Source organism: Robinsoniella sp. RHS (genome assembly GCF_001029355.1).
GTDB classification, from domain to species: Bacteria; Bacillota; Clostridia; order Lachnospirales; family Lachnospiraceae; genus Robinsoniella; species Robinsoniella peoriensis.
On record NZ_JNGB01000016.1, the window covers coordinates 130,487 to 153,992 of the forward strand.

General features: G+C 42.3%; 21 protein-coding genes and 1 pseudogene. 3 read left to right on the forward strand and 19 right to left on the reverse strand.

All coding sequences use genetic code 11. The features are described from left to right. Window position 1 precedes the first annotated feature (1 nt). Both RHS_RS09000 and RHS_RS09005 read right to left on the reverse strand, forming a co-directional pair. Window positions 2–330, reverse strand: a pseudogene (locus RHS_RS09000) (MATE family efflux transporter); the annotation flags it as partial. Between the two features lie 37 nt (window positions 331–367). Next, window positions 368–946 carry an HD domain-containing protein gene (locus tag RHS_RS09005; protein WP_044296637.1) on the reverse strand — a complete coding sequence of 193 codons (579 nt, stop codon included), beginning with the start codon at window positions 944–946 and terminating at the stop codon, window positions 368–370. A 200-nt stretch (window positions 947–1,146) separates the two neighbouring features. On the opposite strand from RHS_RS09005, the gene RHS_RS09010 reads away from it, so the two are divergent. Together RHS_RS09010 and RHS_RS09015 are read left to right on the forward strand one after the other, a co-directional pair. Next, the gene (locus RHS_RS09010) at window positions 1,147–2,970 is read left to right on the forward strand and encodes a sensor histidine kinase (RefSeq protein WP_044296638.1); all 1,824 of its coding nucleotides are present in this window, start codon (window positions 1,147–1,149) and stop codon (window positions 2,968–2,970) included. Further along, window positions 2,927–4,459, forward strand: coding sequence for a response regulator (locus RHS_RS09015; protein ID WP_044296639.1), 1,533 nt, complete (start codon window positions 2,927–2,929; stop codon window positions 4,457–4,459). Before RHS_RS09010 ends, RHS_RS09015 begins: the two co-directional genes overlap by 44 nt. On the opposite strand, the gene RHS_RS09020 is transcribed toward RHS_RS09015, so the two are convergent. The 4 genes from RHS_RS09020 to kduI all read right to left on the reverse strand — a co-directional run bounded on the left by RHS_RS09020 (window position 4,454) and on the right by kduI (window position 7,658). Further along, a complete protein-coding gene (locus RHS_RS09020) occupies window positions 4,454–5,239 on the reverse strand; it encodes a carbohydrate-binding protein (RefSeq protein ID WP_027296866.1) in 786 nt (261 codons plus the stop codon). The two genes, RHS_RS09015 and RHS_RS09020, sit on opposite strands and share 6 nt — an antisense overlap. 16 nt (window positions 5,240–5,255) lie before the next feature. After that, window positions 5,256–5,894: an RpiB/LacA/LacB family sugar-phosphate isomerase gene (locus RHS_RS09025; RefSeq protein ID WP_027296865.1), complete on the reverse strand. Its 639-nt coding sequence runs from the start codon at window positions 5,892–5,894 to the stop codon at window positions 5,256–5,258. 23 nt (window positions 5,895–5,917) lie between these two features. Continuing rightward, window positions 5,918–6,721, reverse strand: coding sequence for a gluconate 5-dehydrogenase (locus RHS_RS09030; RefSeq protein ID WP_047832986.1), 804 nt, complete (start codon window positions 6,719–6,721; stop codon window positions 5,918–5,920). 76 nt (window positions 6,722–6,797) lie between these two features. Beyond that, entirely contained in the window at window positions 6,798–7,658 is an 861-nt protein-coding gene (kduI, locus tag RHS_RS09035) for a 5-dehydro-4-deoxy-D-glucuronate isomerase (RefSeq protein WP_047832987.1), read from the reverse strand. Between the two features lie 172 nt (window positions 7,659–7,830). On the opposite strand from kduI, the gene RHS_RS09040 reads away from it, so the two are divergent. Then, window positions 7,831–8,688, forward strand: coding sequence for an AraC family transcriptional regulator (locus RHS_RS09040; protein ID WP_027296862.1), 858 nt, complete (start codon window positions 7,831–7,833; stop codon window positions 8,686–8,688). Here the strand turns inward: RHS_RS09040 and RHS_RS09045 are convergent, their stop codons facing one another. The 13 genes from RHS_RS09045 to aspS form a co-directional block, all read right to left on the reverse strand. Then, window positions 8,689–9,120: a flavodoxin gene (locus RHS_RS09045; RefSeq protein WP_027296861.1), complete on the reverse strand. Its 432-nt coding sequence runs from the start codon at window positions 9,118–9,120 to the stop codon at window positions 8,689–8,691. Window positions 9,121–9,166: 46 nt separating this feature from the next. After that, complete coding sequence (locus RHS_RS09050) at window positions 9,167–9,754, reverse strand: DUF3793 family protein (RefSeq protein ID WP_044296641.1); 588 nt, start codon at window positions 9,752–9,754, stop codon at window positions 9,167–9,169. Then, the gene (locus RHS_RS09055) at window positions 9,739–10,029 is read right to left on the reverse strand and encodes a DUF2325 domain-containing protein (RefSeq protein WP_027296859.1); all 291 of its coding nucleotides are present in this window, start codon (window positions 10,027–10,029) and stop codon (window positions 9,739–9,741) included. The genes RHS_RS09050 and RHS_RS09055 overlap by 16 nt, the downstream gene beginning before the upstream one ends. A 206-nt stretch (window positions 10,030–10,235) precedes the next feature. Further along, window positions 10,236–11,108, reverse strand: a complete 873-nt coding sequence (locus tag RHS_RS09060; RefSeq protein WP_047832988.1) for an amidohydrolase family protein — start codon at window positions 11,106–11,108, stop codon at window positions 10,236–10,238. Between the two features lie 15 nt (window positions 11,109–11,123). Continuing rightward, window positions 11,124–11,852, reverse strand: a complete 729-nt coding sequence (locus RHS_RS09065; RefSeq protein ID WP_027296857.1) for a ThiF family adenylyltransferase — start codon at window positions 11,850–11,852, stop codon at window positions 11,124–11,126. 10 nt (window positions 11,853–11,862) lie between these two features. Next, complete coding sequence (locus RHS_RS09070; protein WP_027296856.1) at window positions 11,863–12,270, reverse strand: C-GCAxxG-C-C family protein; 408 nt, start codon at window positions 12,268–12,270, stop codon at window positions 11,863–11,865. An 18-nt stretch (window positions 12,271–12,288) separates the two neighbouring features. After that, the gene (nrdD, locus tag RHS_RS09075; RefSeq protein ID WP_027296855.1) at window positions 12,289–14,424 is read right to left on the reverse strand and encodes an anaerobic ribonucleoside-triphosphate reductase; all 2,136 of its coding nucleotides are present in this window, start codon (window positions 14,422–14,424) and stop codon (window positions 12,289–12,291) included. 162 nt (window positions 14,425–14,586) lie between these two features. Next, window positions 14,587–17,028, reverse strand: a complete 2,442-nt coding sequence (locus tag RHS_RS09080) for a TIM-barrel domain-containing protein (protein ID WP_047832989.1) — start codon at window positions 17,026–17,028, stop codon at window positions 14,587–14,589. 289 nt (window positions 17,029–17,317) lie between these two features. Further along, entirely contained in the window at window positions 17,318–18,679 is a 1,362-nt protein-coding gene (locus RHS_RS09085; protein WP_044296644.1) for an MATE family efflux transporter, read from the reverse strand. An 84-nt stretch (window positions 18,680–18,763) separates the two neighbouring features. Then, window positions 18,764–20,209, reverse strand: a complete 1,446-nt coding sequence (gene gatB / locus RHS_RS09090) for an Asp-tRNA(Asn)/Glu-tRNA(Gln) amidotransferase subunit GatB (protein WP_047832990.1) — start codon at window positions 20,207–20,209, stop codon at window positions 18,764–18,766. After that, window positions 20,202–21,686, reverse strand: a complete 1,485-nt coding sequence (gatA, locus tag RHS_RS09095) for an Asp-tRNA(Asn)/Glu-tRNA(Gln) amidotransferase subunit GatA (protein ID WP_047832991.1) — start codon at window positions 21,684–21,686, stop codon at window positions 20,202–20,204. The genes gatB and gatA overlap by 8 nt, the downstream gene beginning before the upstream one ends. Window positions 21,687–21,732: 46 nt before the next feature. Continuing rightward, window positions 21,733–22,026 carry an Asp-tRNA(Asn)/Glu-tRNA(Gln) amidotransferase subunit GatC gene (gatC, locus tag RHS_RS09100; RefSeq protein ID WP_047832992.1) on the reverse strand — a complete coding sequence of 98 codons (294 nt, stop codon included), beginning with the start codon at window positions 22,024–22,026 and terminating at the stop codon, window positions 21,733–21,735. A 63-nt stretch (window positions 22,027–22,089) separates the two neighbouring features. Then, a complete protein-coding gene (gene aspS / locus RHS_RS09105; RefSeq protein ID WP_047833033.1) occupies window positions 22,090–23,421 on the reverse strand; it encodes an aspartate--tRNA(Asn) ligase in 1,332 nt (443 codons plus the stop codon). Window positions 23,422–23,506: the final 85 nt, after the last annotated feature.

The following is a 23,506-nucleotide window of genomic DNA, read 5'->3' on the forward strand; positions in this document are numbered from 1 at the left end:
ATTAAATTGCGGGGTTAGTTGCGCAGCTCTTTGACAGCTTTTTCAACTCATGAACTGCAAATACAGCAACGATCAATGCGGAAATAATATCCGCCATCGGGCCTGCAATTAATATGCCATCCAATCCTAAAAACAGAGGCATAATCAGGATAAACGGGATCAGGAGAATTAACTGCCGCAGCATGGACAATACAGAGACGCCTTCATGGGCTGCCCGGTGGATTGAAAATAACTGGTGGAAACGACCTGAAAACCGGCTGTAAAAATTCCAAGCATATAAATCCTGGTGCATTTTACTGCAAAATCCGTAAAGTTTGCATCTGATGTTCCAATAAAGCCCCGCTGCCGGGGCAACCAGGAAAGAAATTTATTTTATTTCTTCACAAACTTCTTTTTCACAATTACGCATTGCCAGAATTGTCATTTCAAATAACTTATCCAGATCCCAGCCCAGCTGTTCTGCTCCTGTTCTAATAATATCCCTGGAACAGCCTGCAGCAAATTTCTTATCCTTAAATTTCTTTTTCAGGCTGGATACTTCCATATCCATAACACTCTTAGACGGACGCATGCGCGCTGCCGCACCAATCAGTCCTGTCAGTTCATCGGCAGCAAACAGTACCTTTTCCATCTCATGTACTGGTTTTACATCCACCACAATTCCATAACCATGGCTGCAAATTGCATGAATCAGCTCTTCCTCTGCCTCAATCTCCTTTAATAAATCCGGTGCTTTTATACAATGTTCTTCCGGATATTTTTCAAAATCAATATCATGCAGCAAACCTGCCATTCCCCAAAAATCTGCCTCGTCTCCATACCCCAGTTCTTTGGCATACCATCTCATTACTCCTTCTACCGTGAGCGCGTGAACCATATGAAATGGTTCCTGATTATATTTTTTTAATAATTCCAGTGCTTCTTCCCGGGTTACCTTTGTCTGCATCTGTTTTCCCTCCTTATACAATAAAAGAATATTTAGTTGTAATTATAAGCGTATTTTAAAAAAAGTCAATAATATGTCCGGATTGTCCACCCATCAGTACCGTTTTCTCTCTTTCCATCCTTGTCTCTATGTGTTATATTAACAAAGAGCAGATTATATTTACATATTTACTATACAATTTACACAGTGAGGACACCCTTATGAAGGCCAACTTATTTTCTTCTATTAAAACCAAGATTTTTTTATCCTATGGGTCAATTATTTTATTACTGACTCTATTTACCAGCTTTCTGTATTATTTTGTTTCTTACAATACTTTTGTGAAAAACTATACGGCAACCTCCAGGCAAAGTACAAAAATTATATCCCATCAGATTGAGCAGACTTTTGACAATATAAATGTCCTCCAAAAGAAGATGCTGGAATCTGATGTAGTGCGGGAATATGTTTTTGAAAATGCTGCCCGGCGCAAACTGGCATTTGACCGGGCATTTCAGAATACCATTTACACAATATGCGGTTATGATTTTGAATTTTTCCACATGAATATCCTGAATCTGGAAGATAATCATCTGATTACATTTGGCCAGCGTTATGACTATCAGCCTTATGAACTTACTTCCAGCATAAAACAAGATTTAATACAGCCTACCATTGACTTAAATGGGGCAAAAAATATAATGCCTACCGACAGCGGTACCATTTATAAGATTGACAAGGATGTCCACACCATTTCCATGCTCCGCTGCTTTGGACGTTATGCATTGACTATCCCAAAGGCCGTCATAGAAATACAGATTAATTACTATACACTGGACCGGGTAATTTCTGACACCATTTATTCTTTTAACCGTCATGCGGAAACAGTTCTGATATTTGATAAAAACAAAAAGTTAATCTATCCCTATGACCTGGATCAGAAGCTGCTTAACCATTATATTTCACTGGATTTCAAAAATGAAACCAGCTTTATAAATCCAAATACGAAAGAACGTGAGATTGTTACTACGCATACTTCTGATTTCACGGGATTCACTACACTTTTGATTACTCCCGATTCTTATATCCTCACCAATCAGCATTTTTACCGTAACATTGGTATCCTGATTGCAGCCGTGTCACTTTTACTGCTGACGACAATATCTTACCGGGTAGCCCAGAGTATTACCAGACCCATCATACGCTTAAAAGACAGCATCTCCCATCTGGAACTGGACTCCATTTCAGAAGAATCCGCTTATGTGCCCGACAGCAACTTAAATGAACTGGAACTGTTAAGCGATGCATATAACCGGATGCAGGTCCGTTTAAAAGAATCCCTGGACGATATTGTAAAATCCAAGACTTTATCTGTCCACGCTCAGATTATGGCACTGCAGGCACAGATGGATTCACATTTTCTATACAACTCCCTGACTATTATCTCCATTATGGCGGAAGAGCACGATGATATGCAGGTCGCTGATATGTGTATCAAGCTAACTCAGATGCTGCGTTATATAACCGAAGATTATTCCAAAAACACGACCTTTGAACAGGAATTAAAACATACGCGCAATTACACTGACCTGATGTCTATCCGGTTTGGTGACAAAATTTCCTTTGATTATCACATTGAACCGGGGCTCTGCTTTCTGCCTATCCCCCGCCTGATTATTCAGCCATTGGTAGAAAACAGTGTAAAATATTCCAGAGAGGACGGAAAAACACTGCAGATAGAGATTCATTCCTGGCTGGAAGAAAATTACTGGTATACCGAAATCAGGGATAACGGGAACGGATTTACGGATGAGGCAATCAACCAGGTAAATCAGAAAATCGAAAGCCTGAACAAAGAAGAAAATTATCCCGAACTGACAATAAACGGGATGGGTATCGCCAATATATATCTGCGGCTAAAGCTGTTTTACAGCAATCTGTTTGTATTTGAGATCAAAAATACAGACCAGGGAGCTTTCATTAAAATAGGAGGGAATATAAATGAGTACGAATGCGACAATAACCGTAATTGTAACGGAAGATGAACCGATCATTCTGAATAATATAGTCAAAAAAGTGGAAAATTCTTCTGAATCTGTTTCTGTAATCGGCAAGGCACAAAGCGGAAATGAAACATTGGCACTACTGGCAGTGTCACAGCCGGATATTTTAATTACTGATATTGAAATGCCGGGAATTAACGGTCTGGAATTAATCTGCCAGGTGCGGGAGCGCTATCCCGGAATCCATATTGTGATTTTAAGTGGTTACAGCAATTTTGAATATGCCAGAACGGCAATAAAATACAATGTGGAGGATTACATATTAAAACCGGTGTCACAGGAAGACTTAAAAGAGCTTCTGACCCGCCTGGCTCAAAAAATACAGCTGGAAAGACACTCTAAAGAACGCAATATTCTTTCAATGACCTTAAAGGGTGATGAAGAAAGTGCCTGCTGGCCTTATTATTTTCATGAAGGCCGTTTTATACTGGCACTAATCAGTCTTGGCAGCAAGCCTTCCCAGTTTACTTCACCTCAGATCAGCCGGGATTACCAGATCCTTTGGGAAGATTTTGATATCCCTGGATTTTTAAAAGGCAGGCAGAAGCTGGAGCATGCCTGGCTGATCGATGAAACTTACAGCCTCCAGAAATTCGTCATTATTTATACAACAAATGCTTCCTTTACACCAGAACACTTTGCCCTGGCTCTTTACCGCTATATGGCTTCTGCTGTATCTGATGTTCCGTTTCACATAGAAGTATGCCCTACCCTGATTCCATGCAGCGAGATCTGGAATACGGCAAAGCTGATCCGCCATTTCTATGAAACTACAGTTCCCTCTTTTTCCAGGGGCTACTGCTGCATCAGTGATACGCTGCCGGATTTTTCGCAGGTACAGAACCTGCAAAAGAATTTAAGTGCATACCTGCATCAGATTAGCACTTCGACACAGCTTTTAAAATATACAAAAGACGGCATTTTTGAATACCACAAACTTCACGCTCCTGCTGCATACACAGATTCCTTTTTGTATGAAATTTATCATGCGCTTCCATCCTTATTTCACGTAGAAGAAAATATATGCCGGAATTATATGTCACAGATACTATGCAGGTTCTATACATACAAAGACCCGGAGGCTCTCTGTGCAGACGTCTCTTCATCGCTAATGGAAATCATCCGGCAACATACCCCGGGGATGAATGCAGACTCCCTTTATGAGAATCTGAAAAAATATATTGAAGATAATTTCAACTGTAAGATTTCACTAAATGACCTGTCCGAACGCTTTGGCTATACTTCTTCTTATATTAACCGTATATACAAAAAAAACAGCGGCATTTCGCCGCTGCAGTATATGACTAATCTTCGCATGGAACATGCAAAGCAGCTTTTAAAAAAAGACATCGATGCAGATATTAAATCCATAGCTGCCGCCGCAGGCTATGAGGACGCCAGGTATTTCAGCCGGGTTTTCAAAAATGAGACCGGCAAGACGCCTTCTGCTTATGCGGGCAGGCTATTATAGAAGGTCTGTACCGTATACTTCCATCTGGGTCAGCGCCGGAAATGGCGATGGCTCTTTTGATTTTATTAACTGGCTGATTTCAACCCAGTTAATCTGTTTTTTCTCGAAAGCTTTTATATGGGGCAAAGCGCTTTTTTTCATGTCTAATTCCAGAGTACTTCCATCTGAGAAAGTGAGGACTGCTTTTTTCCACCAGTTATCATGGGGGAAGTCCGCTCTGGTGTAAAGCACCACCTGATCAACCTCTACAGTACGTCCAAAATCAATTCTCATAACCGCATCATCCTGTCTGTTGATTCCCCAGGACTCATAGGGCCATTCCCCATGACTGCTGTTTACCGTCACTCCATCAATTGCGTTTCTGGCTGCAAAAACAGCCTCCCCTCTGGTCTCCACGTTAGCCGTGGCATGAGGATAACAATTGGTATCCCCATGCTGGTCATTAATATTATATGCCAGATTGCGATAAGCTTTAACCTCATAATCTTTTGCAGTTCTGGCTGTAATCAGGTGCTTTGTTCCGTAAAATGCTTTTGGTGAATAGCTGATTCTTTTTTCCCCGAACGGAATAGTGAATGCCACATTTCCCGTCACGTACACCAGGGACTTGCCGAGAGCATCATCCACCTGCAGCCACAGATATCCCTGTTCACAATCCACTTCCAGGATAATACGGTCGCCTTCCCTGTACTCTCTTGCGCACACCAGGTTCACTTCCTCTTCTCCCCGGCTGACTGCTATTGTTTTATCATCCCTGTCCAATACTTTAATACTTAGCATATTGCTGCTCCTTTTGTTATGCCAGAATTGTCTTTACACAATCTGCGATTTTATCACACTTGCAGTTTGCAAAGAAATATTCCTGGAATTTATCTCCGCTTAAAGCGCCTTTTACTAACTCCTGATCCAGATTCTTAAGAATGTCTGTCATACCGGTATGAGTGACCTTTTTAACTTCGTCCAGGATTTTTTTATTCCGCTGTTCCGGTACCGCACGCTCTCTTGGGTAGCCCTGTCCGCTTTCCCCTTCGAATAATTTTTCAAAAATATACTGGAGATTTAATTCCGCCCCCCAGCCAAAACCTTTTGCAAATGGCAGCGCAATGGCATTACCGTCATTGATCTGTGCAAACATATATGCATCGGAAACATCCACGATATGTCCGCAAAGTACGCCTGGAAATGCATTGCATGCCAGCATTGCGCCTTCTCCCGTTCCACAGCCTGTAATTACATAATCTGCTGCTCCTGAATTTAACAAAACTGCTGCAAGAATACCATTCTGCACGTATGTCAGCTGATGTGGATCCTTGTCACTGTACATCCCATAATTATAAACTTCATGTCCCATAGGCTCTGTAACTTTTTTTAAGGTATCGCAAATCATGGCATTTTTTGCTGCCTGGCTGTTTTCATTGATTAATGCTATTTTCATCTGAGTTTACTCCTTATCTATTCTTATTTCGGCTGTTTTCCTATGTATGCTAAAATTCCGCCGTCAACATACAGTACATGCCCATTTACAAAATTTGATGCATCCGATGCTAAAAATACTGCCGGTCCCATTAAGTCTTCCGGGGTTCCCCAACGTGCCTGAGGTGTCTTGGAAATAATAAACTGGTCAAAAGGATGTCTGCTGCCGTCTTCGGAAAGTTCGCGAAGCGGTGCGGTCTGAGGTGTTGCAATATAACCTGGTCCTATGCCGTTACACTGAATATTATATTCACCGTATTCAGAGGCAATATTTTTAGTAAGCATCTTCAGTCCGCCTTTTGCTGCTGCATAAGCAGAGACAGTTTCCCGCCCCAGTTCACTCATCATAGAACAAATATTGATAATTTTTCCATGACCTTTTTTGATCATAGCAGGGATCACAGCTTTTGACATAATAAATGGTGCATTCAAGTCAATATCGATAACCTGTCTGAATTCATCCACACTCATATCACACATTGGAACCCGCTTAATGATGCCAGCGTTATTCACCAGAATATCAACGGTTCCCAGTTCTTCTTCTATGTCTGCTACCATCTGCTGTACCTGCTTTTCATCTGTAACATCGCAGATATAGCCATGTGCGTCAATTCCTTTTTCTTTATAATCAGCAAGAGCTTTATCCATATGCTCCTGTCCTCTGCAGTTAAATGCAATTTTTGCCCCTGCCTGAGCAAAAGCCTCTGCCATTGCAAATCCGATTCCGTATGCCGCTCCTGTTACCAGCGCCACTTTACCTTCTAATGAAAATGTATTTAAAATATTCATTTGATTCTCCTCTATTCTAATGGGAAACGCTTCCCACGTTCTCTGCTAAATATACTGCACGAAACAGGTCTCCACGTTACCGGATATCTCTGTTGGCCACGCCGTCCATATCATCAAAGTCCTGATTTTCTCCAACCATTCCCCAGATAAAGGTATAGGCTCTGGAACCACATCCGGAATGAATGGACCAGCTTGGAGAAATAACTGCTTCTTCACTGCGCATTACGATATGTCTTGTCTCCGTTGGCTCTCCCATGTAATGCATTACAAATGCATCTTCCGGCATATCAAAATACAGATACACTTCCATACGTCTGTCATGGGTATGGCAGGGCATGGTATTCCACACACTGCCCGGTTCCAGTTTTGTCATTCCCATTACCAACTGGCAGCTTTCTACCTGCCCTGGCAGAATATACTTACAGATCGTGCGGTGGTTTGCCTCTTCAAGAGACCCCAGCTCCACTTTATTTTCATTTTTTACAATTACAACACCTTCACTGGCTTCTCCCTCAGGCTTAATATGTACTGTGGGATATGCAGTGTGTGCCGGTGCACTGTTAAAATAAAACTTAGCCGGTACGTCTGCATCGTCACTCTCAAAAGTGATATCCTTTGCACCCATACCGATATACATTCCTTCTTTTTCCATGATATGAAATACTTTGCCGTCTACCGTTATCTTTCCCGGCGCTCCAATGTTAATCACACCCATTTCTCTTCGCTGTAAAAAATAATCGGCTCTTAATTCCTCTCCCGCTGTGAGCATAACCGGTTGCACGGGAACTGCCGCTCCTGTAATAATACGGTCAATATGGCTGTATACCATTTTCATTTTTCCGGGAACAAATAAATCCTGAATTAAAAATTCCTCTCTTAAACGGTCTGTTGTATAATGTTTTACATCTCTTGGGGATGCTGCTGTTCTAAGTTCCATGTCAACTATCCTTTCTTTTTACCTTACCGGAATTATAAATTTCTCTTATGAAACAATCATAACATATCATTATTACTCTTTCCTGTTGTTTTTTGATCTAAATATTGCAAATTTTGAACTTTTCCTGTATAGTAAGGAAAAAGAGGTAATCTATTTTAAGGGAGGTTTTGAAATGAAAGAATACAGTTCCTGCAAAGCAGCCATTGAATCCTGTCTGGAGAGGCAGTATTTCTCCATAGCCCATCTATATAACGAAGAAAAACCGATGAAGATGCATATTCATAACTGTTATGAGATCTATTTCTCAGTTTCCGGAGGCAAACAGTTTTTAATCGATAACCGTTTCTACTCCATTCAGCCGGGAGATATTTTTTTCATTAACCAATACGAAAGCCATCATCTGACCCAGATTGATTCTGAGGTCCACGAACGGGTTGTCCTTTCCATTTATCCGGATTTTCTAAAAAGGCTCTCCTCTGACCAGACCGATTTAAATCATTGTTTTTCCTGCCGCAATCCGGGTACGGATCATAAACTCAGCCTGAACGAAGAAGAACAAAAACGATTTTTATATTTTATCCATAAAATCTGCCAGACAGATGGTTTTGGCTCTGATCTGACCGAACGCTGTGCTTTTATTGAACTGATGGTATTTTTGAACAAGGTATTTTACAAGAACCAGAGAAAAGAATTATCCGACGAGACGCCTACCTATCATCAGCAGGTAGACCAGATTTTAACCTACATTAACCAGAATATAAAAAACCCTCTCACAATTGATGAATTGTCAGAGCAGTTTTTTTTAAGTCCTTCTTATATCTGCCGCATTTTTAAATCGGCAACGGGAACTACCATAAATAAATATATTACGGCGAAGCGGATCACCATTGCCAAGGCTCTGCTGACTGACGGCTGTACCGTCAGTGAGGCTTGTGAGCAATGTGGTTTTAACGATTACAGTAATTTTTTAAAATCATTTACAAAAGCAGTGGGCATATCACCAAAAAAATATGCCCAGTTTTCAACCTGATTACAATTTTGCAAGCTTTTCACCTAACTTGCGGCAGTCTTCTAATACCTGGTCATCCGGCTCTTCACAGCACATCAGCCCTTTGCCCTCAACCAGCTTTCCGCCTTTTTCGGTAACACGTTCTTCCCAGTCACGCATCCACTGGCCGTCGCCCCATCCGTAAGAACCAAAGAGAGCAACCTGTTTACCGGACAAATTGCTCTCCAGTTCTTCCATAAAAGGCTCCATGCTTCCTTCTTCCAGCACTTCATCCCCCATTGCCGGGCAGCCCATTGCAAATATGCTGTCATCCTTCAGATCATCTGCCTTAATTGTATCCACATCCAGAAGATCCGCTTTTGCTTCTCCCTTTTCAACACCTTCTGCAATCGCCTGCGCCATTGCCTGTGTATTGCCTGTTCCGCTCCAATATACCACTTTAATTGTCTTCATTATATTCTCCTTCTTTCTGTCTGCATTTTCCAAACACGTATCTGTGCTAGCATACCACCTGTCGTATACTTTTATGCTTCATAAATTCGCTTGCAGCATGATCCCGCACCTCATCGTAAGTCCGAAATACCTGTGCTGCCTGCATTGGATTATGGTAAACTTTCCAATAACCGGACAATAAGCTGTTCTTTCCGCCATTTTGAATAAATGCCTTTACATCTTCAATGGGATATTGCAGGAAGATACCAAGCTCATGCGGAAAATCCCCGGTCCTGCGCATAAATAATTCATATCTGCTGCGCAGTCTTTTTAAAATTTCCGGCATACCCATATCTGCATATCCGTAGCTTTGTACAAAATCCCAGGCTTTTTTATCTTCTAAAATTGAGTTTAGCCTGTCTTCGCGGTATAGAAAGATTACCTCGTTTTTACTTCCTGTATATAAAATCTTACAGGAAATGTCAGTATCCTTTAATATGTTAAAAAGATGCAGCCACATTCCTTTTGGAAGCGTAATCAGATTAGATGCTTTAACACCCTTTAAAACCGGTGCACATTGAAATACCACCTGAAAACAAAGCTGCTCCCATGCACTGCTGCTGGATAAATAGTCAAGAATTAATTCTGCTGGCATGTAAACCCTCCTAATATTTCCTTCAATGCACTGGCACTGCTGGAATGAGAACGCTCCACAGCGATATTGTTTCTGTTTGCTTCCTGTATGGCACAATGTACCATCTTATGCGAAACAGTCGATGTGAAGAGGATAATCAGATCCGGCTTTCCAATCTTGCTTTTTAAATCAGCTGCCATCTTTGCAAATACCTTTGCTTTAAAATTATGGGCTTTACAAATTTCTTTATACTGACAGACCATTCTTTCATTTCCACCAATTATTACAACACTCATTGTGAACCTCCTCATATTTGTATTTTTGGGGTTAGTCGTTGCTAACTACAGGTATCATAATCTATTTTACATAAATATACAATACCCCTTATTGAGAAAAATCCGCATTAGAGCTTTACTGATAGGATTTCTCAATTTTCACTTTTTATGTATGGTTACTTTTTAAAAAGCAGCTTTCCGGATCCATTATCCGGAAAACTGCTTTTTTAAAAATGAAATCTATTTCTGATTTGACTTTCTCCTGTGTACAGCCGGCGATCTACTTCCTGTGTCTCATAATCAGACAGAATTTCTCTAAACGCCTGATACTCATCATAGATTCCGGCTCCATGAGATACCATATAAGCACCTGCGTCACTGCCAAGCGCCAGAAAAGCTCCCTTTAAAAATGCAGACTTCACATTTTGCGCTGACAGATCATAGATTTTCTTTACAGTGACATCTTCATACCTTTTGCATTCCAGTAGATTTCTAATGGTTACTAAGGTAGGCACCCACACGGATTTATTTTCCAAAAGGGCATCGATACATTCCCCATCAATAAAATTCCCATGCTCCACACTGTCCGCCCCGCACTCTACGGAATCCAGAAATGCCTGTCTGCCATTTACATGTACCATGACTGCAAAGCCTTCTTCATGAGCAATATGTATCATTTCCCGTATTTCATGCCGTTTCAGGCAGGAGCCGGTAATCACACCGAACTCCTTGAAATCCACGATTCCGGAAACCATTATTTTAATAAAATCCCCGCCTGATGCCTTTACCTCCTGCACCAGCCCCCGGTATTCTGTCATGGTATCAAATCCCCTGCCTACAATGCCGCCATAATATCCATTCTTATGAATCGCAAAAACAGGAGTCCGGTAATCCACCCCGTATTCACCGGAGATTTCTTTTGCGTAGCGGGACACACCCAGAGCATCTCCGCCGTCCCGGATAAACGTTACATCCCGTCTTACATATTCCTGAAAATAACTGCGAACAAGCTCCTTACATACGCACTTGCTGTGACAATTTACTGCTTCTTTATAATTATACCCATTCATCAGCATATGGGCATGACATTCACCAAACATATCTATATCCTTCTATCACTTGGATGAAATTGTCTTAGAGGGGTTAACCAGATCTTTTACGACTTCCCCTGCCAGGATCAACCCTGCCACTGAAGGTACGAAGGCAATACTCCCAGGAATCGCCCTGCGATTGCCTTCTGCAATGGTTTGCGCAGGTTTACTGGCTTCTTCTCTGGAATACACCACTTTTAAAGACTTAACGCCTCTTGCCTTTAATTCCTTGCGCATCACCTTTGCAAGGGGGCATACACTTGTTTTATATATATCCGCTACTTCAAAACGTGCCGGGTCCAGTTTGTTGCCTGCACCCATGCAGCTTATGATTGGCGTGCCTGCCGCCTGCGCCTGCATTACCAGCTGTATTTTTCCGGTTACGGTATCAATTGCATCTATGATATAGTCATATAAGGTAAAATCAAAGCTGTCAGCATTTTCCGGCAGGTAAAAGCAGCGATGTACATTCACCCGGATTTCAGGATTAATATCCGCAATCCGCTCTTTCATCACATCTACTTTATTCATACCGATAGTACTGTGCAGTGCGATAATCTGACGGTTTAGATTGGATTCACACACCTGGTCATTGTCGATAATGTCCAGGGTACCCACGCCGCTTCTGGCAAGTGCTTCAATAGCAAATCCACCCACTCCGCCCACTCCAAATACTGCTACCCGGCTGTTTAAAAGACGGTCTGCCCCTTCTTTTCCAAGAAGCAGTTCTGTTCTGACTAATTGTTCCGACATCTGCTCTCTCCTATAGTCCTAACACTTTTTCTGCAATTCTGGCTGCATCTTCGATACAGCCGTCACAGGAACGCAGAACCTTTTTCGTTTCCAGGCCTTTTAGATCCTTACAGACTACAGAACCATTTTTAGCTTCAAATTCTTTTACGATTGCTTTGGAAAAGCCATAGGTTTTTCCCTTGGTAGTGGGATTGGACATGTCACCCCCGCTGTTTTTCATTCCAGCCAGCATAACCGCTGCGGATACGGCTCCGCAGGTACATTCCATACCACCCATACCGGCTCCGAATCCTTCTCCTGCCATAAACAGTAATTTTTCGTCTGTATCTACTGCATCTGCAAATGCACAAACAACTGCCTGACAGCAATTCATCCCTTTTTTATGGTTTTCTAAAGCTTTTTCTACTCTGTTTGACATCCTTGTTCCTCCTGCTTTTTACATACTCTTTCTTTCTGCAATTTCCGCCATCTTAGCTTCATTCAGCCTGGTATCACCATGTACACGGCTGTAGGACAGATAGCCATTCATTCTGTCTATTTTCGTCAGATTAGTACTTCCGCAGATAGGACAGATATCCATTTCTAACTCCTGATGGCCGCAGTCATCACAATATGCCAGAGATAAATTGACACCCTCGTAATATCCCAGATCCATTGCTCTTCTGATCAGGCTTTTAATAGCATCCCTGTTGTAATCAATCGGATAACGGACATACTGTATTTTACCGCCATTGCATAGCTCCCAGAACCGTCCTTCCAGATCCTGCTTTTCAATCGGTGTCAGGTCCTCTGTTACGTGACAATGGAAACTGTTGCTTACATAAGGGCGGTCAGATACATTTTCCACAATCCCAAACTGTTTGCGGAACTGCTCTACCTGAAGTCCGCAGAGGCTCTCAGCAGGAGTACCGTAGATTGCATACAGATAACCGTCTGCTTCTTTAAATTCCGTAACTTTTTTATTAATATACTCTAAGACTTCCAATGCAAATGCACCGTCTTCGGCGATGGATTTTCCATTGTAAAGCTGCTGAAGTTCGTTTAATGCCGTAATGCCAAAGGATGCGGTCATCGGTTTTAAAATCTTCTTGATCTTATCTGTTGGCTTTAAGCTTCCCCCATAAAATCCGCCTTCACAATAACCCAGCGGGTTCGTAGAAGCTTTCATTTCTCCCAGATACTCATAGGTCCGGATATGAAGGCTTCGGATCATTTCCAGATAATAATTCAGAACCTCATAGAAATCCCTGCTTTCTGCTCTTGATTTTGCAAGAATCATAGGCAAATGGAGGCTGACTGCACCTACATTAAAACGTCCCGTAAATACAGGTTTGTCCTGTTCCGAAGCCGGATACATCCCGCCTTTTTCATACCAGGGGCTTAAAAATGCCCTGCACCCCATAGGGCTGATAACTCTGCCATACTGTTTGTACATACTGGATATATAACCTTTTCCGGTCATGGAAAGCCAGTCGGGATACATTGTTTTAGCAGAACATTCAATTCCAGATTCGAATACTTCTTCACAGACTTTCCCTGGACCGTGAAGATTTTCATCATAGAGGAAAACAATTTTCGGGAATAATACCGGTTTTTTGTTTCCAGGTTTTCCCTGTCCTTCTTTGTGTACGTTAAGCAGCGATATATTGCACATTTGTTCAAAACGCCCCTCGCCAAGTCCCATGGTAACAGTAACAAACGGATAGTCTCCACGTGAAGATCCCACTGTGTTCAGCTTATATTCTATTCCCTGCCATCCCTGGTCAAAATCACGCTTTACCTTGTCTGCAGCATAAACTTCTGCTTTTTCCTCATATCCCTGCCAAGACGGATCTGCGTAACTTAAAAACTCTTTTTTATATTTCTCATAGCTTTTATTTGCATAAGGGCCCAGCACTTTATCTACTTCCGGAACGGTAAATCCGCCATACTGCTGCGCAGCGGTACTCAGAATAATATCGCCCATAACATCGAATGCAGTATCCAGGGTCTTTGGCTCATTATACCAAACGTTTCCCATTTCAAACCCATCTTTTAACACCGTTGCCACATCAAACAGACAGCAGTTCATGGTGTCTAACCTTGCTGACTGATCGTGGATATAGATGTATCCGTCCTTGCATGCCTGCAATTCACTTCTTGTCATAAAAAATTTGCGGTATAAATTTTTGTTCAATTCATTAAAGATCAGACTTCTCTTGGTAGCCACCAATGCGCTGTCCGTATTGGCATTGCTCTTATCACCGATATAACGGATTGACTGGCTCTTGGTATAGACATCATCCATCATATGTATGAAGTCCAGTTTGTAATTACGGTAATCCCGGTAGCTTTTGGCAACACTTGGGTTCACCTGTTCCAGTGCTCCTTCAACTATATTGTGCATTTCCTGGATAGTAATTCCATCCCTGTTCATTTTATTGGCACGCTCTTTTGCAAATTTACAGATAAACTGAATCTCTTCATCATCAAAATTATACAAGATACGTTCTGCAGATTTATTGACAGCTGCTATAATCTTATTTACATTAAATTCTTCCTGTGTACCATCTTTTTTAATTACAAACATAATGATTCCCCTTTACTATATATGGTATTCTAATATTGTTTTCATCATTCGCATCACAAGATGTTGATCTTAAACAGTATATACTAAATTACCATGATAGTAAAGGGGAAAAATATAGTTTCTCAGGATAAACTTAAACCCCAATTAAAATCTATCCCTTCCCCTTTAAAGAGACACATTTACCTCTTCGCCAGTATAAAGGACCTTCTTATGTTCCCCGCAGCAAATAATTTCGAATTCACGCTGCTCCTGCATACCCGGAAAAGAACCTTCCCGTTCTGATATGCACAGTGTTTTCTCTGCGTCACAGTAAGTAAATTGGATTCTGGAATATTCTCCTGTTTCATAACCATAATCGTCTCCCGCATCTTCATAAAGCCGGAAACTTCCATCTGCACCAGGATAAATTTTGATTGCCACCGGCTTTTGCAATTCCTGCTGGGCATATTGCAGTTCTTCCTGCGCAAGGGGAAGAATACTGCCTGCTTTAACATATACCGGAATCCTGTCCATAGTAATATCTGCCTCGATTTCCTGTCCGCCTTCTGTCTTTCTCTCTGTCCACAGGTCATACCAGCTGCAGCCTTTTGGAAGATATACCTTCTGTTTCTTTTCTTCCTGAAGCAAAACACTGCCAACTCCGTAGAACACCGGTTTTATAACAGGGCAGATTAACAGATTCGGGCCAAACATATATTCATCTGCCCTGTTTCTTACCTTATCATCATCAGCAAAATCAAACATCAGACTTCTCATAATTGTGCTGTTATCCAGATAGACATTTCCGGCAAGTGAATAGATATACGGCATCAGACGGTAACGCAGGCGAATAAATTTTTCAATTGCATCATAAAACTCACTGCCTTTCTCCCCGAAATTCCAGATTTCTCTTGGAGTATCCGTCCCGTGAGAGCGATGCATGGGAAGGAAGGTGCCAAACTGGAACCATCTGGTATAGAGCTCACAATAGCCTTTATCAGCTACCCCTTCATTATATCCTCCCTTCCAGAACCACAATGGATTAGGATTATCGCTGTTATTGCATCCCCGGTTCCACCATGCCGTTCCTACAACAAAGAATCCGCCGATATCCAATGTCCAATAGGGCATTCCGCTCATTGCCATATTAAGTCCCTCGGCAATCTGCTGACGCAATACCTCCCAGGTTGCCGAAATATCTCCGGACCAGAGAACAACACCATATTTCTGCTGGGATGCATAGCCTGAACGGGTCAGGTTCAATACTCGTTTGTCCGGTTTTTCTTCTCTCTGGTTTTCAAAAATCCCTTTTGCATGCATCAGGGCAAATGCATTTGTTTTGGTGGCATCCAGATATTTCTTATGTTCCTTTCCTACCAGATCATAGCGCTCCCATGGCTCACGCTTTACTTCCCCACTCCAGTCCGGTCCGCTGAAAGGCTCGGTAGAATCACACCACCAGGAATCAAAACCACTGGAAAACAATTCTTCACTTGCCTGTTTCCAGTAGAGCTTTCTGGCATTTTCATCAAATGCATCATAAGTGGAATAATCTCCCAGAATGTACCCGGCATCTGCGAACTCCTGATGGTTTACTCCTCCTTCAGCCATGTTCGGCCAAACGGAAACCATCGTATGAATATTCATCTCATGCAGTTTCCGGTTAACTTCCTTCATATTAGAGTAACGGGACGGGTCCAGTTTCTTTTCCCCCCAGAGCCCGGGAACCCAGGTATTCCAATCCTGTACAATGCAGTCCAGCGGGATTCCCCTTCTGCGGTATTCTTCTGCGACTTCCAGAATTTCCTGGTCTGTATGGTATGCTTCCTTAGACTGCACATACCCAAATGCCCATTTTGGCAGCATTGCAGCCTTTCCCGTCAGATAACGGTATCCATCTATCATGCCATCCATTGTTTTTCCGGCGATAAAGTAATAATCCAGCTGATCCACCGTATCCATAAAGAGATAAGAACCGTTAATATCATCCTGAAATGTCATAATAGAACAACAATCTGACATAACGCCGTATCCGTTACTGGATACGAACATTGGCATAGGGATTCTCATATTATGCTGGTAGAGGTACTGATTCTGCCCTCTGTGATTGTAAATCCCCTCTTCTCCCTGTCCCAAACCGTAAATAGCCTCTTCCTCTTCCCAATGGAATCCCAGTTTTGCACGATATGCCACCCGGTCTTTGACCTGTTTCAGATTCTCTATAAAACTCCGCTCGCCATCTACTGTTTTTACTCTTTTTACAACCGGTTTCTCTCCCTGGGTCGTATATCGGATTACATCCGTCTGAGTTAGCTGCTTTAATGTCTCCGCCACATAAACTCTGCCTGTCTGTGTATCTTCCCAAATACAGGTGCCGGTTTCTTTCTGCCATCTTGCCCTTAATTTTGTGGTATATACTACGATGTCCGTTTCACTTTCTAAAAATTCCGGTTTTACCGACTTCTGATATACCACAGGTTCTATCAGCAGTGACTGATTTTCCACATTTTCCTTCTTTGTATACACTACGCGGATAATATCTTCTCTGATTCCATAAAATCCATAGTTTCCCTGATCTGTTTTAATTATAATTCCATCTGTATTTTTTATAATTTCCGATACTTTCATAGACCCTCCTGCAACACTTTGTATTTTTCTTTATAATTATAGTATATAGAAGAAAGTCTATTTTGTATAGTAGATAAACAATATCAGTCATGGACTTTCTGCGCTTAAATTTGGACGGATTTGACCACTATAAAAAGAAGCATCTACACGCATAATACTGATGCATTTGCATGTAAGTGCTTCTTTCATTATATAATTCTATTTTTAAGCCTGATACCCCGCCGCGAGCGGAGGAACTGTATCTTGCAGCACCACGCCCGGCTCTTTAATGGCGAATATAAATCAGCCTCTACCGCGTGACATTTTTTACCCACTTGTAGGTTCGATACCTCCAGGTCGTCGCCGGAAGCTTTACGATCTCGTCACTTAACAGTATAATATATACTACAATAACCGGTGCCTTAAATACAAATGCTGCAATCGCGCCTAAGAAGATGGCAAATCCCCAAAGAGTAGCCAAATCCAGAATCAGCCCGAATTTGGTATCGCCGCCTGCACGGAAAACCCCTACAACCATGGTTGTATTATATGCCTGCGCTATTACAAAGTAAGACATGACAAACATCATCGCCCTTAAATATCCCTGTGCCTGTTCGCTCAAAGTCAGATTGGCTCTTACAATCGGGGATATGGTTAAAATAACGCCGGCGCCAACCAGCCCCAAAGCCAATGACAGCTTTACAAAACGTTTACCATAAAGTTTGGCAAGATCTTCCCTGCCCTCTCCAATTACCTTACCTATCATAATAGCCGTAGCATTGGAAAGTCCGAAAGTTACTACCATTGCCAGCTGTTTTACCACCTGTGCAACCGAATTAGCCGCAACTGCCGGGCTTCCCAGATGTCCGATTACCGCTGTCAGCATAGAGACGCCCAGTCCCCAGAACATTTCATTGAGGATTACAGGCACTGCATAAACCAGGAAATCTTTCATTAAAAGCTTATCTTTCACAAAGAAATCCTTAATTCGGAAACGTACGGTATGGTTCATCTTCCTGGAATAGAACATTACAATCACAAACTCCGTTATCCTTGCAATTAAAGTGGCAAGTGCCGCACCCTTTATTCCCATTGCAGGAAATCCCAGCAATCCAAAAATGAAAACGGCATTAAGAGCCACATTGACCAGCAGCGAAACCATGTAGACAATCGTAGAAATAATAACCCGCTCGATACTACGCATAATATTCAGATAAACCAGTGTTGTGGCTGCAAATAAATAAGAAAATACGGTAATTCTTAAATATTCCACACCCCCCTGGATTACATCCGGCTCTGAAGTAAAAATGTGCATAATCTGATACGGAAACACCAATACCACAATCATAAACCCTGCCGCTACACAAAGTGCAATGCGCATGGAAATACCCAGAATCTTTTCGATAGACCGGATATCCTTTTTTCCCCAGTACTGAGCTGTCAGAACTGCAGCCCCTGAAGTCAGTCCAAAAAATATCAGGGTCATAATAAAATATACCTGGCCTGCCAGAGAAGATGCTGAAAGTGCAGTCTCTCCGACCTTTCCAAGCATGATAACGTCGGCAGAGGTTACACCGACATTAATCAAATTCTGTAATGCCATAGGCAAAACCAGTGTGGCAACTAATTTGTAAAACTGTTTTTTTTCTTCTTTACTGTTAATTTGATACATAGCCCCTCCCTCGCATTTGTTCATTCATTAAATTACGCGTGTATAAGCTATTATATCAGTGTTCTGACAAATTACAAGTTTTTTTTAAAGTGGATTTTCACTTAATATTTCCTTTAAAATTTTGTTCACCGTCCCGGGATCTGCCTTTCCTTTCATTGCTTTCATCGTCTGCCCTACCAGAAATCCAATTGCTTTTTCTTTTCCATTTTTATAATCAGTAACTGACTGCGGATTTGCGGCTACGATATCGGTAATGGCACTTCTCAATGCTCCTTCATCATTCACTGTCTTTAATCCATGTGCTTCTACATATTGCACCGGATCAGCATCTTCTTCGAATACATGCTCAAACACCTCTTTGGCAACACTGCTGTTAATCGTTCCGGCATCTGCAAGCTCTACCAGCTTTGCCAGATTTTCCGGCGAGAAGGTGAGATCTTCCGGCTCCCTGTTCTTTTCTTTCAGAAGTCTCAGCGTCTCCACCATGAGCCAGTTGGATACCTTCTTTGGCTTATTGCAGATTGCGGTAGCCGCTTCAAAGAGATCTGCCAGTTTTTTTGATGAAGTTAAAATGCCCGCATCATAATCCGGAATATCAAATTCTTTTTTATAACGAAGCAGTTTTTCCGTACGAAGTTCCGGCTGGGCTTCTTTTATTTTTTGTATCCACTCATCACTGATCACAATAGGCATAAGATCGGGATCCGGAAAGTAGCGGTAATCCCGGGCATCTTCTTTTGACCGCATTGGATAGGAATATTCTTTATTGTCATCCCATCTTCTGGTTTCCTGAATGACTTTTTTTCCTTCCTCTAACAATTCAATCTGCCGGGCACGTTCACCCTCAACCGCCCGTGCAATCGCTTTAAATGAATTCAGGTTTTTCATCTCTGTACGCGTACCAAGTTTTGCTGTCCCTGCCTCTCTTACAGACAGATTGACATCCGCTCTCATGGAACCCTCCTGCAGCTTGCAATCCGACGCTCCAAGGTATTGGATAATCAGGCGCAGCTTTTCCAGATAAGCAATTACTTCTTCTGCACTTCGCATATCCGGTTCCGAAACAATTTCTATCAATGGCACCCCGCTTCTGTTATAATCCACCAGTGAACAGTCTTCCCATTCGTCGTGAATCAGTTTTCCGGCATCCTCTTCCATATGGATTTCATGAATCCCAATGGTTTTCTTTCCGTTTTCTGTCTCTATTTCAATTCCACCATCATAACAGATTGGCAGATACAACTGAGAGATCTGATAGTTTTGCGGATTGTCCGGATAAAAATAATTTTTGCGGTCAAATTTACAATGCTGGTGGATCTTACAGTTTGCAGCAAGCCCTACCGCCAGTGCGTACTCCACAACCTGTTTGTTAAGAACCGGCAGACTTCCAGGCATCCCAGCGCAGACCGGGCAGGTATGGGTATTGGGTGCACCGCCAAATGTGGTCTGGCAGGAACAGAAAATTTTCGTTTTCGTAGCTAATTCTACATGAACTTCCAGTCCGATTACTGTTTCATATTGTTTATTCATGAACACTTTCCTCCCCTTTTCCAGCTATAAGAGGCGCTTCATACGTTCTGCTCTGCTCAAAACTGTAGGCAGCCCGAATGATTTTCTTCTCCTCAAAACAATCGCCGATAAACTGAACTCCAATGGGCAATCCTTTTTTATCTTTGCCGCAGGGTACTGAAATGCCCGGAAGTCCCGCCAGGTTTACTGAAATTGTATAAATATCACCCAGATACATCTTCAGAGGATCAGAGAGGCTTTCCCCAAGCTTAGGTGCGGCAGAAGGAGCAGTAGGTCCCAGGATAACGTCAAATTTCTGAAATGCCTGATCAAATGCCTGTTTGATTAAAGCCTTCGTACGAAGTGCCTTCAGATAATAAGCATCATAATATCCGGAACTTAATACAAAGGATCCCAGCATGATACGCCGTTTTACTTCTGCCCCAAAGCCCTGGGAACGACTTTTCTTATACATATTATGCAGACCCTGATATTCCTCGGCACGATACCCGTATTTCACACCATCAAATCTGGAGAGGTTTGAGCTTGCCTCTGCCGAAGCAATAACATAATAGGCCGGAATCGCATACTCTGCCAGACTTAAGTCAAATTCCTCCACCACTGCACCTTTTTCCTGAAGCACTTTTGCTGCTCCAAGAACAGCTTCCTTTACCTGGACGTCCAGTCCTTCTCCAAAATAATCTCTTGGAATTCCAATCCGCATTCCTTTTACATCATCTTTTAATGCTGTCGTAAAGTCATAACTTTCTCTCAAAATGGAAGTACTGTCCTTTCTGTCATAGGAAGAAATGGTTTCCAGAATTGCTGCACAGTCAGAAACATCCTTTGCCACCGGACCGATTTGATCCAGGGATGATCCATAGGCAATCAAACCATATCTGGAGACCGTTCCATAAGTGGGCTTCAAGCCCGTAACCCCACAATACGAACTGGGCTGGCGGATAGATCCTCCGGTATCAGAACCTAGTGCGAAAAAGCATTCTTCGGCAGATACGGCTGCACAGGATCCGCCTGAAGATCCCCCCGGAACATGCCCGGTATTCCAGGGATTTCTGGTAACGCCAAATGCTGAAGTCTCTGTGGTACTCCCCATGGCGAATTCATCCATATTTGTTTTTCCTAAAATAATCACTCCTGCTTCTGCCATGTTCGAAATGACCTGTGCGGAGTATCCCGGCACAAAATTATGCAGAATCTTAGAACTGCAGGTCGTGGGGATTCCCTGGGTACATATATTATCCTTTACGGCTGCCGGTACTCCCGCCAGAGGTGATGTCAGCCTTCCCTCACTGATCTCTCTTTGTACCTCTTCTGCTCTTTTTAACGCACCTTCTTTATCCACGGTAACAAATGCATGCACCTTATCTTCTACTTCACCGATTTGCGCCAGGGATGCACAAACGGCTTCTTTTACGGATATTTCCTTTTGCTTTATCTTCTTAGCCAGTTCCAGTGCCGTCAGACTTTTTAAACTCATCATCTGAATCTCCTCTCTTTATGAACTATCACAATATGCAGCCTGTCTAATCTACTGTTTTCGGTACTTTAAACATACTGTCTTTCTGTTCCGGAGCATTTGCCAGTATCATTTCTCTTTCGTCCCCGTTATCTACCTGATCCTCACGGAAAACGTTATGGTTGGAAAATAAATGGGACATCGGTTCTACATTGTCCGTATCCAGTTCATTCAATTCATCTATATAATCCAGCATACTGTTCATATCTTTTTTAGCCTGCTCTTTTTCTTCGTCAGACAGCTCAAGCTTTGCCAGAATTCCAACGTATTCGATTGTTTCATCATTGATCTCATTTGCCATAATCCTTTTCCTGCTTTCTATTCAATTATATTATTATTGCGTAATGCTGTACTAAAGTGTGTCTTAAGGCTCAAGTCTTGATAAATCCCTTGGAAATAAAGTTGTTTCCCTCACATTTTCCTCATCCAAAAGCTTCATCGTAAGTCTTTCAAGCCCGATCCCAAGTCCCCCATGTGGCGGCATACCGTGTTTGAAGGTATCCAGATATTGTTCTAAACCTTCCGCAGACATCCCTTTTGCTGCAATTTTCTCCATCAGCATCTGGTATTCATGGATACGCTGACCCCCTGTTGTAATTTCCATTCCTTTGAACAATAAGTCAAAGCTTAAAGTAAACTTCGCATCCGCCGGATCGTCCATCGCATAAAAAGGACGCTTTTTAGAAGGATAATGGGTTACAAATACAAAGTCTGCATCAAACTCTTCTTTGAAATATCTCCCGATCAAAATCTCCTCTTCCGGCTCCAGGTCAAAGGGATTCTTGATCTTTCGATCATATTTTTCAGAAACCAGCCTTTTTGCCTCATCAAATCGAACTGCCGGAATCTTATCCACATTTGGAAGCACTACCCCCAGAATTTTCAGTTCCCTGTCATAATCCTTTTCCAAAAGCCTCATGGTATACTGTAAAAATCCTGTTTCCATTCCCATAATATCCTGGAAACTGTCGATATAGCCCATTTCAAAATCCAGACTGGTATACTCATTCAGATGGCGTTTCGTGTTATGCTTTTCGGCACGGAACACAGGCGCTGTCTCGAAGACCCGGTCAAACACCCCCACCAGCATCTGTTTATACAGCTGTGGGCTTTGTGCCAGAACTGCCGGCCGGTGGAAATAATCCAGTTTAAAAATATTGGAACCGCCCTCTGCACCTTTTGCCCCGATCTTCGGCGTTCTGATTTCGGTAAATCCTTCTTCATAGAGAAAATCCCGGAATCCTCTGACAATCCCCTCCTGAATTTTAAATTTAGCCCGTTCCCGTACATTTCGAAGAGAAATCGGACGCATATTCAGTTTTGCTTCCAGAGAAGCATTCATTTTCCATTTTGATATAGCCAGCGGAAGTGCTTCTGCAGGTTCGCTTAAAATCCGGAAGCTGATGATTCTGATCTCAAATCCCCACGGAGCCCGTTCTTCTGACCGGACCACTCCGGCAACTTCAATTGTTTCTGCTTCCCTCAAATCCTTAAGCCTCCCTGCCGACACTCCTTCTTCAAAAACACATTGCAGCAAGCCTTCTCTTTTTCGCAATACCACAAATGCAACCTCTCCCATATCGCGAATGGAATGAATGGCACCATTTACCTTCACCTCTTTGCCAATATAATCCTCCGATGACAATTTGCTGATCTCCAGCACTTCTTTTTTCATGACTCCACTTAAGAATTCCATCATGTTCCCCTTTCTTTCCATAAACGTTATACTGTCGAATAAACATTTATTCCCGCGGTGCTGCAAATTTGATGCCTTCTTGCTT

Excerpts from the sequence above, each read along its gene's own strand:
- RHS_RS09005 (WP_044296637.1), bottom strand. The coding sequence starts at position 946 with ATGCAGACAAAGGTAACCCGGGAAGAAGCACTGGAATTATTAAAAAAA.
- RHS_RS09010 (WP_044296638.1), top strand. The coding sequence starts at position 1,147 with ATGAAGGCCAACTTATTTTCTTCTATTAAAACCAAGATTTTTTTATCC.
- RHS_RS09015 (WP_044296639.1), top strand. The coding sequence starts at position 2,927 with ATGAGTACGAATGCGACAATAACCGTAATTGTAACGGAAGATGAACCG.
- RHS_RS09020 (WP_027296866.1), bottom strand. The coding sequence starts at position 5,239 with ATGCTAAGTATTAAAGTATTGGACAGGGATGATAAAACAATAGCAGTC.
- RHS_RS09025 (WP_027296865.1), bottom strand. The coding sequence starts at position 5,894 with ATGAAAATAGCATTAATCAATGAAAACAGCCAGGCAGCAAAAAATGCC.
- RHS_RS09030 (WP_047832986.1), bottom strand. The coding sequence starts at position 6,721 with ATGAATATTTTAAATACATTTTCATTAGAAGGTAAAGTGGCGCTGGTA.
- kduI (WP_047832987.1), bottom strand. The coding sequence starts at position 7,658 with ATGGAACTTAGAACAGCAGCATCCCCAAGAGATGTAAAACATTATACA.
- RHS_RS09040 (WP_027296862.1), top strand. The coding sequence starts at position 7,831 with ATGAAAGAATACAGTTCCTGCAAAGCAGCCATTGAATCCTGTCTGGAG.
- RHS_RS09045 (WP_027296861.1), bottom strand. The coding sequence starts at position 9,120 with ATGAAGACAATTAAAGTGGTATATTGGAGCGGAACAGGCAATACACAG.
- RHS_RS09050 (WP_044296641.1), bottom strand. The coding sequence starts at position 9,754 with ATGCCAGCAGAATTAATTCTTGACTATTTATCCAGCAGCAGTGCATGG.
- RHS_RS09055 (WP_027296859.1), bottom strand. The coding sequence starts at position 10,029 with ATGAGTGTTGTAATAATTGGTGGAAATGAAAGAATGGTCTGTCAGTAT.
- RHS_RS09060 (WP_047832988.1), bottom strand. The coding sequence starts at position 11,108 with ATGTTTGGTGAATGTCATGCCCATATGCTGATGAATGGGTATAATTAT.
- RHS_RS09065 (WP_027296857.1), bottom strand. The coding sequence starts at position 11,852 with ATGTCGGAACAATTAGTCAGAACAGAACTGCTTCTTGGAAAAGAAGGG.
- RHS_RS09070 (WP_027296856.1), bottom strand. The coding sequence starts at position 12,270 with ATGTCAAACAGAGTAGAAAAAGCTTTAGAAAACCATAAAAAAGGGATG.
- RHS_RS09080 (WP_047832989.1), bottom strand. The coding sequence starts at position 17,028 with ATGAAAGTATCGGAAATTATAAAAAATACAGATGGAATTATAATTAAA.
- RHS_RS09085 (WP_044296644.1), bottom strand. The coding sequence starts at position 18,679 with ATGTATCAAATTAACAGTAAAGAAGAAAAAAAACAGTTTTACAAATTA.
- gatB (WP_047832990.1), bottom strand. The coding sequence starts at position 20,209 with ATGAATAAACAATATGAAACAGTAATCGGACTGGAAGTTCATGTAGAA.
- gatA (WP_047832991.1), bottom strand. The coding sequence starts at position 21,686 with ATGAGTTTAAAAAGTCTGACGGCACTGGAACTGGCTAAGAAGATAAAG.
- gatC (WP_047832992.1), bottom strand. The coding sequence starts at position 22,026 with ATGGCAAATGAGATCAATGATGAAACAATCGAATACGTTGGAATTCTG.
- aspS (WP_047833033.1), bottom strand. The coding sequence starts at position 23,421 with ATGGAATTCTTAAGTGGAGTCATGAAAAAAGAAGTGCTGGAGATCAGC.